We start from the raw sequence: 11,826 nt of genomic DNA on the forward strand, positions 1-11,826 counted from the left end.
ACAATTTGCTCAGGGAGAAGAAGATGTCCAAGTTCACCAGTGAATCCCTTCGTAGTGTCGTCCTCGTCGGCCACGGTGCCGCCGGCAAGACCACGCTGGCCGAGGCCCTGCTTTACGCGACCGGTGCGATCGCGGCGAAGGGCAGCATCGAGCGCGGTAGTACCGTTTGCGACAGCGACCCGCAGGAAAAGGAAGCCGGTCATTCCCTGAGCAGCGCCGTATTTTCGATCCGCCACGAAGGCATTACCATCCACGCCGTCGATACCCCGGGCTACCCGGATTTCGCCGGTCAGGCGATTGCCGCGCTGGCCGCCGCCGATACCGCGCTGGTCGTGATCAACGCCCAGGCCGGCATCGAGCTGACCGCCGAAAGGATGATGCGTCTGGCCGGCGAGCGCGGCCTGTGCCGGATGATCGTGGTCAACAAGATCGACGCCGACAACCTCGACCTGCCCGGCCTGGTCGCCGAGATTCGCGAGCGCTTCGGCAGCCAGTGCCTGGTCCTCGACCTGCCGGCGCATGCCGCTGCCGATGTCGTCGAAGTCCTCGAACACGACGCCGGCGATGCCGATTTCGCGTCGGTCGCCGCCGCCCACCGGGCGCTCATCGATCAGATCGTCGAAGAAGATGAAGACCTGCTCGCCCGCTATCTCGACGAAGGTACCGACCCCTCGGCAAGCGACCTGCACGCCCCCTTCGAGAAGGCGCTGCGCGCCGGTCACCTGATTCCCATCCTGTTCACGTCGGCGAAGACCGGCGCCGGCATAGCGCAATTGCTGCACGTGCTGGCGTCGCTGGCGCCGAATCCCGCCGAAGGTAACCCGCCGCCGTTCTACCGGGGCGAGCCGGGCGGCGAGAGCGCCGCCTTCGCCGCCCAGCCCGATCCCGAACTGCACGTGCTGGCCCATGTTTTCAAGGTCGTCGTTGATCCCTATCTGGGCAAGATCGGCGTCTTCCGCGTCCATCAGGGGACGGTGAAGAAGGACATGCAGCTCTTTGTCGGCGACAGCAAGCGGCCGTTCAAGGTGGCCCACCTCTACCGCCTGCAGGGCAAGGACACGGTCGAGGTCGATGCGCTGCTGCCGGGCGAGGTCGGTGCCGTTGCCAAGGTCGAGGAAATCGAGTTCGATTGCGTGCTGCACGATTCGCACGACGAAGACCACATTCACCTGGTGCCACTCGACTTTCCCAGGCCGATGGCTGGCTTGGCGGTCGAGACGAAAAAGAAGGGCGACGAGCAGCGCCTCTTCGACATCCTCGGCAAGCTGGCGATGGAAGACCCCACCTTCGTCATCGAACGTCACCCGAGCAGCAACGAAACCGTCATCCGGGGCCTCGGCGACATGCACCTGAAAGCCAAGCTGGCGCGCATGCTCGGCCAGTACAAGCTGGAAGTCGATACCAAGCCGCCGCGCATTCCCTATCGCGAGACGATCACCGCGCCGGCCGAGGCGATGTACCGGCACAAGAAGCAGTCGGGCGGCGCCGGCCAGTTCGGCGAGGTGCATCTGCGCATCGAACCGCGGGCGCGTGGCGAGGGCTTCGAGTTTGTCGATGCGGTTAAGGGCGGCGTGATTCCCGGCGTCTTCATGCCGGCGGTCGAAAAGGGCGTGCGCCAGGCGCTGGTCGGTGGCGTCGTCGCCGGCTACGAGGTGCAGGACCTGCGCGTCACCGTCTATGACGGCAAGACCCATCCGGTCGACGGCAAGGAAGTCGCCTTCACCATCGCTGGTCGCAAGGCGGTGATCGAGGCGATCCGCAATGCGCGGCCGATCGTCCTCGAACCGATCGTCAGCATCGAGATCGTCGCCCCGGAGAACGCCATCGGCGATCTCGCCGGCGATCTTTCCGGCCGCCGCGGTCACGTTACCGGTACCGACGGGCGCGGTCACGGTTTTGCCGCGATCAGCGGCGAGGTGCCGCTGGCCGAGCTCGACGACTACCAGTCGCGGCTGAAGTCGCTGACCGGTGGTCAGGGCAGCTACACGATCGATTTCGCGCGCTATGCGGCGGTGCCGCCCAATGTCCAGCAGCAACTGGCGAGCCGCTTCCAGCTCCACGACGACGAAGAGTGAGTGCCCGCTATCGTTGTTTGGCAAGGGCCGCGTCGCGGCCCTTGCCTTTTCAGTGGCCGGTGCCGGCTTCGGTCTCGTGCCACTCGACGGCGGCCAGGAACAGGTAACCGGCGCCATAGACAGTCTTGATGAAGGAGGGACTTTCGGCGTCCGGCTCCAGCTTGCGCCGCAGGCGGGAAACGCGGACGTCGATGGCGCGGTCGCTGGGGCCGATGTCGCGCGTTCCCATCAGTTTCTCCCGTTGCAGGATGCGGTTCGGGTGGCTGACGAAGACCTTGAGCAGTTCGGCTTCCGCCGTGCTCAGCACCTGTTCGTTGCCGTCCGGCGCGCCGAGCGTGTTGTTCGCCAGGTTGAAGCGCCAGCCGCCGAAATGGGCGACCTGGCTGGGCGTCTGTTCGCTGGCGCTCTCGCGGCGGCGCAGGATGCTGCGTACGCGGGCGACCAGTTCGCGCGGCTCGAACGGCTTCAGCACGTAGTCGTCGGCGCCCAGTTCGAGGCCCATGACGCGGTCGCTGACATGGGCGCGGCCGGTCAGGATCATGATGCCGCAGGCGGTCTGTGCGCGCACCCGCTGCATGGCCTCGATGCCGTCCATGTCGGGCAGGCCGAGGTCGATGATGCACAGTGCCGGCGACAGGTTGCGCAGGCGGCGCAGCAGGTCGCCGCCGCTGCGGCACCACAGCGTGCGGAAGCCGAAATCGGCGAGTACCTGTTCGATGATGCGGGCGACGTCGGGGTCGTCCTCGACGATGGCGATCAGTTTGCCGCTGTCCTGCTCCTTCATGGGGTCTCCTCGCCCGCGGCGCGTTGCAGAGCACGCGCCAGTTCCTGCCTGAGGAAGGGCTTGGCCAGAATGGGAAAGTCCCGGCCGCGCGCGTCCTCGTCTTCGGTGTAGCCGCTCATCAGCACGATGCGCAGCGGTGGATATTCCCGCCGCAACTGTCGCGCCAGTTGGCGGCCGTTCAGTTCGCCCGGCATCAGCACGTCGCTGACGACGATCGCGATGTCCGGAATGTGGCGTGCCATGTCGAGCGCCTGGCCGGCGTTTTCCGCCTCGATCACCGGGTGGCCGAGGTCGATCAGTTGCTGGCGGACGACGCGGCGGACGTTCTCGTCGTCCTCGACCAGCAGCACCAGGTCGCCGCCGGCTCCGGGCAGCGGTGCGTCGTCGGCGGCCTGCCGGGCGGCGGGCGCGGCGGTCTGCGGCAGGACGATCTCGACCTGGGTGCCGCGCTCCGGTTCGCTGCGGATGCGCATGCCGCCTTCCGACTGGCGGATGAAGCCCTGCGCCATGGCCAGCCCGAGGCCGTTGCCGAGGCCGAGGCGCTTGGTGGTGAAGAAGGGTTCGCAGGCGTGCGCCAGGGTGTGCGCGTCCATGCCGCAACCGTCGTCGGCGACCGCGATGGCGATGTAGTTGCCGGGCGCGACGTCGAATTCGGCGGTTTCCGGGGCGTCGGCCGGTAGTTCGGTGAGGTCGGCGGAAATCGTCAGCCGGCCGCCCTGCGGCATCGCGTCGCGGGCATTCAGCGCGAAGTTGAGCAGGGCGCTTTCCAGTTGTGCCGGGTCGACCCGGGCAAACAGCCGGCCGTCGGCGTTGCGGCAATCGACGGCGATGTTTTCCGGCAGCGAACGGCGGATCAGTCGCGCCAGGTCGCCGATCAACTGGCCGATGTCGACCGCCTGCGGCTCCAGCGGCTGCTGCCGCGAATAGGTGAGCAGGCGGCGGATCAACTGCACGCCGCGGCGCGCCGACTGCAGCGCCGGGCTGACGAAATCGGCGATCCCCGGGTCGTCCGGCCGGTGGTCCTGGAGCGCCGCCAGGTTGCCGATGATCACCGTCAGCAGGTTGTTGAAATCGTGCGCCAGACCGCCGGTCAGGCGGCCGATCGCTTCCATCTTCTGCGCCTGCAGCAGCGCCGTCTGCATCCGCTTCTGCTCGGTGATGTCGTGCGAGAAGACGAAGAAGCCGTGGGTGTCGCCATCGCTGCCGATTTCAGGAACCAGCGTGCTGTGCGCGAAGACCGTCTGGCCGTGGCGCAACATCCGGTATTCGTAGCTGACCCGCTGGCCGGACAGCGCCCGCCGCACCTGCTCGCCGACCTGGGCATAGACTTCGGGGCCGACCACCTCGAGTACCGAGCGCCCGGTGACGCTACCTTCCGGCAGGCAGTACCAGTCGGCGTAGCCCTTGTTGCCGTACTGGTAGATTTCCTGGCGGTCCACGTAGCCGATCAGGATCGGGATGGTGTCGTTGATCAGGCGCAGGCGGGCCTCGCTGCGGCCGAGCGCGGCGGCGATCCGCTCCTTCTCGGCGTTGGCCTGGCGCAGGTTGGCGTTGGCGTTTTCCAGCTGGGCGGTACGGCGGCGGACGCGTTCGTCGAGCTGCAGGTTCTGGTGCTCGCTCAACTGCTCCAGGTAGCGTTGTTCGGTGATGTCGCTGTACAGCGTGACGAAGCCGCCGTGCGGCAGCGGCTCGCCGCGCAGCAGCAGGAGGCGGCCGTTGGGGCGGCGGCGTTCGCTGACGTGGGCGACGAAGTGGCGGGCTTCGGCGACGCGCTCGGCGACCTGGCTTTCCGCATCGCCGGGGCCGTATTCGCCGCGCTGTGCGTTGTAGCGGATGAAGTCGGCGAACGGCGTGCCGACCCGCCCCAGTTCGTCCGGGAAACCGAGCAGTTCGAGGAAGGGGCGGTTCCAGGCGACCAGCCGCAGGTCGCGGTCGAAGACGCTGATCCCCTGGTCGAGCAGGTCGAGCCCGTCCTGCAGCGTGGCGAGCCGGTTCGACTGGTCGGCGGGGAGGGGAGCATGAGGCATCGCGGGATTCTAGAGCAAGGTGCCACGGTTGAACGACAATGCAATGATTCGTTACATTGCGCCAATAGTTGTGCAAGAGTGTTCTGTAATGCTACGGCCCACAAGAAGGATACCGGCCGTTAAGGAGAACAGCACTCTGGCAGGTATTAAGAAGTAAAAAGCGAGGAGATTGGCCGGGCCGGCAGGTCCGGCCATCCTTATCAGAAGCGTCATCGTCATGCCCGCCGCGGCGGGCCGCCTGGCGTCCGCTCGCGGGCGCCGTCTTGTCTGAAAGGAAGCTGTGAATGAGTACTTACACCGCACCGCTGCGCGACATGCAGTTCGTTCTCAAGGATATCGCCGGTCTCGACGAGATCTGCGCCTTGCCGGGCAACGAGGAATGCTCCGTCGACCTGGTCGAATCGATTCTTGAAGAAGCGGCCAAGTTCGCCAGCGGCGTGCTCGATCCGATCAACCGCAATGGCGACAATCAGGGCGCCGTGGTCAAGGACGGCGTGGTCACCACCTCGCCCGGCTTCAAGGACGCCTACCAGTTGTTCTGCGAGACCGGCTGGAACGCCATGCCCTTCTCGCCGGAGTTCGGCGGCCAGGGCCTGCCGGCGGCGGTGACGATGGCGGTCAACGAAATGTGGAAGTCGGCCAACATGGCCTTCGCGCTGTGCCCGATGCTCACCGGCGGCGCCATCGAGGCGATCAACCACCATGCCTCCGACGAACTCAAGCAGAAGTATCTGCCGAAGATGGTCGAAGGCGTGTGGACCGGCACCATGAATCTGACCGAGCCGAACGCCGGCTCCGACCTGGCGGCGATCAGCACCAAGGCAAGGAAGCTCGACGACGGCACCTACCTGGTCACCGGTACCAAGATCTTCATCACCTGGGGCGAAAACGACTGCGCCGAAAACATCATCCACCTGGTCCTCGCCCGCCTGCCGGACGCGCCGCCGGGACTGAAGGGCATCTCGCTGTTCCTGGTGCCGAAGTTCCTGGTCAATGACGACGGCTCGCTCGGTGCCCGCAACGACCTGATCTGCGCCTCGCTCGAACACAAGCTCGGCATCCACGGCAGCCCGACGGCGGTGATGTCCTACGGCGACAAGGAAGGCGCCGTCGGCTACCTGATCGGCGAAGAGAACAAGGGCATCGGTTACATGTTCACGATGATGAACCACGCCCGCGTCAACGTCGGCCTGGAAGGCGTCGGCATCGCCGAGCGCGCCTACCAGCATGCGCTGTGGTACGCCAAGGAACGCATCCAGGGCGCCATCGTCGGCGACAAGTCGGGCGAGAAGAAGCCGATCCTGCATCATCCCGATGTCCGCCGCTTGCTGATGGACGTCAAGTCGCGCACCGAAGCGATGCGCACCCTGGCCTACTACGCCGCCGCCCAGATCGACAAGGCGCACGCCGGCGACGCCGCCGCGCAGGCGCGCATCGACCTGCTGACGCCGGTGGTCAAGGGCTGGAGCACCGAGCAGGGCGTCGAGCTGTCGTCGAACGCGCTGCAGGTTTTCGGTGGCGTCGGCTTCATCGAGGAAACCGGTGCCGCGCAGTATTACCGCGATTCCCGGATCACCACCATCTACGAAGGCACGACGGCGATCCAGGCGAACGACCTGGTCGGCCGCAAGCTGGCGCGCGAAAAGGTGCCGGGTGCCGGCATGAAGGCGATGCTCGCCGAGATCAACGCCACCGCCGACGAACTCGCCGGCAACGCCAGCCTGGCCGGCATTGCCGCCAACCTGAAGAACGGTGCCGCGGCGCTGACTGCCGCCGCCGACTGGATTCTCGCCAACTACAACGACAAGCCGCAGGCAGTGCATGCCGGTTCGGTGCCCTTCCTCAAGCTGACCGGCATCGTCGCCGGCGGCTGGCTGATGGCCAAGTCGGCCGGCGTTGCCGCTGCGCGCATCTCGGCCGGCGACAGCGACCCGTTCTACCGGGCCAAGCTGGCGACCGCCGAGTATTTCGCGACGCACCAGCTGCCGTTCGCGGCCGCCTACGCGGCGGAAGTGATGGGTGGTGCCGAGGCCGTCTTCGGTCTCGCCGAAGACTTGTTCTGAGCGCCATCATGCGTACCGATCGCGATGCGATGGAGTACGACGTCGTGATCGTCGGCGGCGGCCCTGCGGGGCTGACCGCGGCGATCCGCGTCAAGCAGCAGGCGGCGGCCGCCGGCCGTGAGCTGTCGGTCTGCCTGCTCGAGAAGGGCTCGGAAATCGGCGCCCACATCCTGTCCGGTGCCGTCATCGAAACCCGCGCCCTGGCCGAGCTGTTTCCGGACTGGCAGGAACGCGGCGCGCCGCTCAATACGCCGGCCGGCGAGGACCGTTTCCTGTTCCTCACCGAAGGCGGTTCGTTCAAGCTGCCGACGCCGCCGCAGATGGCCAACCACGGCAACTACATCGTCAGCCTGGGCAACTTCTGCCGCTGGCTGGGCGAGCAGGCGGAAGCGCTTGGCGTCGAGATCTACCCCGGCTTCGCCGCCGCCGAAGTGCTCTACCACGAGGACGGCACGGTCAAGGGCGTCGCCACCGGCGACCTCGGCATCGGCAAGGACGGCCAGCCCGGCCACAATTTCCAGCCGGGCATGGAACTGCACGCGCGGCAGACGATCTTCGCCGAAGGCTGCCGCGGTTCGCTGACCCGCGAACTGTTCGAGCGCTTCAAGCTGCGCGACGGCGCCGACCCGCAGACCTACGGCATCGGCATCAAGGAACTGTGGGAAATCGATCCGGCCAAGCACCAGCCGGGGCTGATCGTGCATTCGGTTGGCTGGCCGCTGGCCAACGACACCTACGGCGGTTCCTTCCTCTATCACCTGGAAAACAACCTGGTTGCCGTCGGCTTCGTCGTCGGTCTCGACTACAAGAATCCCTGGCTGTCGCCGTTCGAGGAATTCCAGCGCTACAAGACGCATCCAGCGATCCGCGGCTTCTTCGAAGGCGGCCGGCGCATCTCTTACGGCGCCCGCGCGCTGTCGGAAGGCGGCTTCCAGTCGCTGCCCCGGCTGACCTTCCCGGGTGGCCTGCTGGTCGGCGATACCGCCGGTTTCCTCAACGTGCCCAAGATCAAGGGCACGCACATGGCGATGCAATCCGCCATGCTCGCCGCCGATGCCGTCGTCGCGCTGCTGGCCGATGCCGAAGGTGGCCGGGAGGCCCAGGCCTACCCGCTGGCACTGCGCGACAACTGGCTGTGGGACGAACTGCACCGGGTGCGCAACGTGCGCCCGGCGTTCAAGTGGGGGCTGTGGGGCGGCCTCGCCTACGGCGCGCTCGACACCTTCCTGTTCCGCGGCAAGGCGCCATGGACGCTGGCGCATCACGACGACCACTCGCAGTTGGGTGAAAAGACCGCCTACGCCCGGATCGACTATCCGAAGCCGGACGGCAAGCTGACCTTCGACCGCCTGTCGTCGGTCTTCCTGTCGGCGACCAACCACGAGGAAAATCAGCCCAGTCACCTGCGGCTGAAGGACGCGTCGGTACCGGTGTCGATCAATTACGCGAAGTACGGTGCGCCGGAAACGCGTTACTGCCCGGCCGGCGTCTATGAAATCCTCGGTGAGGACGAAGGCGCGCCGCGCTTGCAGATCAATGCCCAGAACTGTCTGCACTGCAAGACCTGCGACATCAAGGACCCGACCCAGAACATCGTGTGGACGGTGCCGGAAGGTGGCGGCGGTCCGAACTATCCGAACATGTAAACAGCACAACTCTGCGTTGGAGATTTGAGGGAGAACAGCAAACGACCTCGGTCTTCATACTTTCCCGGGGCCGCAAGGCCCCGTTTTTTTTAGACATTTTTACAAAAAGTGCCCAAGGCATATGAGGCCGGGATTAACATATTCAGCCTCCCTGCAACGGCTACACCGAGTCTTTCGCCCATGCGCATGTTGAACAACAGCAATCCGTTACGGGTTCCCGGTTTGCTCGGCAAACTGGGGGTGATGACCTCGATCCGCGATACCGAGCTGCTCGAGCAGAGTTTGCTGCGCACGCTGGGGCCCTTGCTCGGCGTCCTCGACACCTCGCTCTACCGGCTCGACGAGGCACAGTTACTGGTCCGGGTGATCCATTACCATCGCTCCAAGGTTGTCGATGGCGATGGCGTTGCCCGCATGCTCGAACGGATCGAGGAAATCGTCCAGCTCTCCGACGTGGCGCCGGAAGTCATCGCCCTGACCGACAACGTGCGTCTGCTCGGCAAGCCCTGTACCCGGGTGCTCGACGGCGACATGCTGATTGCCTACCCCTTGCTCGGCGCCGGCGAGGTCTGCGGTTATTTCGTCTTCCGCCGCGACCACGAGGTATCGGCGAACGAGGACGCGACGATCCGCGGCGTCCTTGAAGTCTTCTCCAACTACTACGCGCTGCTCGATGTCAGCCAGCGCGACCGTCTGACCGGGCTGTTCAACCGTCAGGCGCTGGAAAACAATTTCGAGCGCATCTGGTCGGCGATGGCGCAGCCCGAGACCTTCCGCGAGCGCGAGGACGGCCGCCGCCGCCAGGGGCATGGCAAGTACTGGCTGGCGGTGATCGACATCGATCATTTCAAGCGGATCAACGATACCTTCGGCCACATGGTCGGCGACGAGATCCTGCTCCTCGTCTCGCGCCTGATGCAGAACACCTTCCGTTCCTCGGACCTGCTCTACCGCTACGGCGGCGAGGAATTCGTCGCCATCGTTGCCGCCGAGAGCGAGGCGATTGCCCGCAACGTCTTCGAACGGGTGCGGCTGGCGATCGAGGCGCACAGCTTTCCGCGCATCGACCATCTGTCGGTCAGCATCGGCTATGCCGAAGTCGATCCGGAAATCCTGCCGGTGGAGGTCCTCAGCCGGGCCGACCGCAGCCTTTACCAGGCCAAGCAGGACGGGCGCAACCGCGTCTACGATTTCCAGGAACTGGTTGCCGCCGGTGTTTTCCCCAGCCCCAGCTACGGCGACGCCGAACTTTTCTAGGCTGACTCCCGCGCTGCCTTGACCGGCAGCCAGATGCGGAAGCGGCTGCCCTTGCCCGGCTCGCTGTGGACGTCGATGAAGCCGCGGTGCTTCTTGACGATGATGTCGTAGGAAATCGACAAGCCGAGGCCGGTCCCCTGGCCGACCGGCTTGGTCGTGAAGAAGGGTTCGAAGATGCGCTGACGTACCGTCTCGCTCATGCCGCGCCCGGTATCCTCGATCTCGAACCACACGCGGTCGTCGGCGACGCCGGAGCGGACGGTGATCCTGCCGTGTTCGGGAATCGCCTGCGCGGCGTTGACCAGCAGGTTCATGAAAACCTGGTTGATCTGCGCCGGGACGCAATCCACTTCCGGAATCTCGCCCAGTTCGAGGATGACTTCGGCCTTGTATTTCAGCTCGTTGCGCACGACGTTGAGCGTGCTCTGCATGGCGGCGTTGAGGTCGGCGTTCTGGCGTTCGGTCTGGTCGACGCGGGAGAAGTCCTTGAGATCCTGGACGATGCGCGTCACCCGGCCGAGGCCTTCCTGCGATTCGGCCAGCAGCGCCGGCAGATCCTCGCGCAGGAAGTCGAGGTCGGCGGCGCGCCGCGCACCGGCCACCGCATCGCTGCTGCCGCCTTCATAGGCAGCGATGACGGCGAGCAGTTGGTCGACGTAGTGCTTCAGCGAACTCAGGTTGGAATTGACGAAGCCGATCGGGTTGTTGATCTCGTGGGCGACGCCGGCGGCAAGCTGGCCGATCGCCGCCATCTTCTCGGATTGCAGCAGTTGCTGCTGCGCTTCCTCGACCTTGTGCAGCAGCGCGGTCAGTTCGGCTTGCTCGCGCGCCAGTTGCCGGTTGGCTTGTTCGAGGGCGCCGGTTCTCTCGGCGACCAGGGCTTCCAGTTGTTCCTGGTGCCTGAGGAGCTGTTCTTCCGCGTGGTGACGTTCGCTGACGTCCTGCAGGGTCTCGATGGCGCCGACGACGGCGCCGTCGGCATTGCGGATCGGCGCGGCGGTGAAGAAGAGCCAGCGGCCGCTGTCGCCGAGGTGGGGAAAGAAGCTTTCGGCCTCGAAGGCGTCCGGGACCGTCGACGAGCGCCGGAAGATGTTGTGGTAGTAGCTGTCGATGCGCTCTTCGAGGCTGCCGTCGACGATCAGGTCGGCCATGATCGGCCGCGCCGCCGGGTAAAAGGCCTTCCAGTGCTCGTTGCCGCCGATCATCTGTTCCGCCGGCAGACCGCTGATGGCGGCGCAGGCCTTGTTCCAGTGGGTGATCCGGTGTTCGGCGTCGATCACCAGCGTCGGCACCGGGTCGCCGTCGATGATCTGCGACAGGAAGTGCTGCAGGTGGCGGCGGGCTTCGGTGGCGCGCTTGTGTTCGGATTCGAGCAGCTTGCGGTTGCTTTCGCGCAGGGCGTCGGTGCGTTCGGCCACCTTGGCTTCCAGGCTCAGGTTGGCCTCGCTCAGCGCATCGTTGCGTTCGCTGATGATGCGGAACAGCGCCGCCATCGCGTCGAGCATGCTGGAGGTCGCCGGGTCGGCAACGTGTGCGGCTTCGCCGGCGTAGGCGGCGGCAGCCGTGCTGCCGGCGCGGATGGCGTTGATCTGGCGGGCCATCGACTGGTCCATGCCGAGGATGTGCTGGGCCAGCCAGGCGGTCAGGTAATTGACCAGGCTGGGCAGCGTGATGCTGCCGGCCGGCATGCCTTTGAGCTTGATCACCTGTTCGGCGAAGCCCTGATGGACGGCGGTGTGCTTGGCGACAAAGCGCGGATCGCAGCCGCATTCCGCCATCAGCGCCTCCTCGTGGGCGAAATGCAGGGCGGCGTAGGCGACCAACTGATCGAGGATGCCGGCAATGGTTGCGGCGTCGGCGTACTTCGATTGCGACTCGATGATCTGGTTGATCAGGCGGACCAGCTCCCGGTGTTCGGCGTCGACGATGACTTCGCCGGTGGTGAAGCGTTGGTCCCAGACAAAGGCGTCCATG

At 65.8% G+C, this 11,826-nt stretch carries 7 protein-coding genes; 4 read left to right on the forward strand and 3 right to left on the reverse strand.

Going from position 1 to position 11,826, the window contains the following annotated elements; all coding sequences use genetic code 11:
• The first annotated feature begins 23 nt into the window (after window positions 1-23).
• On the forward strand, window positions 24-2,075 hold the full coding sequence (fusA, locus tag AC0KWY_RS15525; RefSeq protein WP_474026391.1) for an elongation factor G: 2,052 nt from the start codon (window positions 24-26) through the stop codon (window positions 2,073-2,075).
• A 49-nt stretch (window positions 2,076-2,124) separates the two neighbouring features.
• Here the strand turns inward: fusA and AC0KWY_RS15530 are convergent, their stop codons facing one another.
• Window positions 2,125-2,859 (reverse strand): response regulator transcription factor, encoded by a 735-nt coding sequence (locus tag AC0KWY_RS15530; RefSeq protein WP_474026392.1) that lies wholly within the window; start codon window positions 2,857-2,859, stop codon window positions 2,125-2,127.
• Window positions 2,856-4,886, reverse strand: coding sequence for a PAS-domain containing protein (locus AC0KWY_RS15535; protein ID WP_474026393.1), 2,031 nt, complete (start codon window positions 4,884-4,886; stop codon window positions 2,856-2,858). Before AC0KWY_RS15535 ends, AC0KWY_RS15530 begins: the two co-directional genes overlap by 4 nt.
• A gap of 284 nt (window positions 4,887-5,170) precedes the next feature.
• Between AC0KWY_RS15535 and AC0KWY_RS15540 the strand changes: the two genes are divergently transcribed.
• The 3 genes from AC0KWY_RS15540 (at window position 5,171) to AC0KWY_RS15550 (ending at window position 9,852) form a co-directional block, all read left to right on the forward strand.
• Entirely contained in the window at window positions 5,171-6,949 is a 1,779-nt protein-coding gene (locus AC0KWY_RS15540) for an acyl-CoA dehydrogenase C-terminal domain-containing protein (protein WP_474026394.1), read from the forward strand.
• 8 nt (window positions 6,950-6,957) lie between these two features.
• A complete protein-coding gene (locus AC0KWY_RS15545) occupies window positions 6,958-8,595 on the forward strand; it encodes an electron transfer flavoprotein-ubiquinone oxidoreductase (RefSeq protein ID WP_474026395.1) in 1,638 nt (545 codons plus the stop codon).
• A gap of 180 nt (window positions 8,596-8,775) precedes the next feature.
• Window positions 8,776-9,852: a GGDEF domain-containing protein gene (locus AC0KWY_RS15550; RefSeq protein WP_474026396.1), complete on the forward strand. Its 1,077-nt coding sequence runs from the start codon at window positions 8,776-8,778 to the stop codon at window positions 9,850-9,852.
• On the opposite strand, the gene AC0KWY_RS15555 is transcribed toward AC0KWY_RS15550, so the two are convergent.
• Entirely contained in the window at window positions 9,849-11,825 is a 1,977-nt protein-coding gene (locus AC0KWY_RS15555) for an ATP-binding protein (RefSeq protein ID WP_474026397.1), read from the reverse strand. The genes AC0KWY_RS15550 and AC0KWY_RS15555 overlap by 4 nt on opposite strands.
• Window position 11,826: the final 1 nt, after the last annotated feature.

The sequence above is a fragment of the Azonexus sp. MM2026_4 genome (assembly GCF_055901855.1).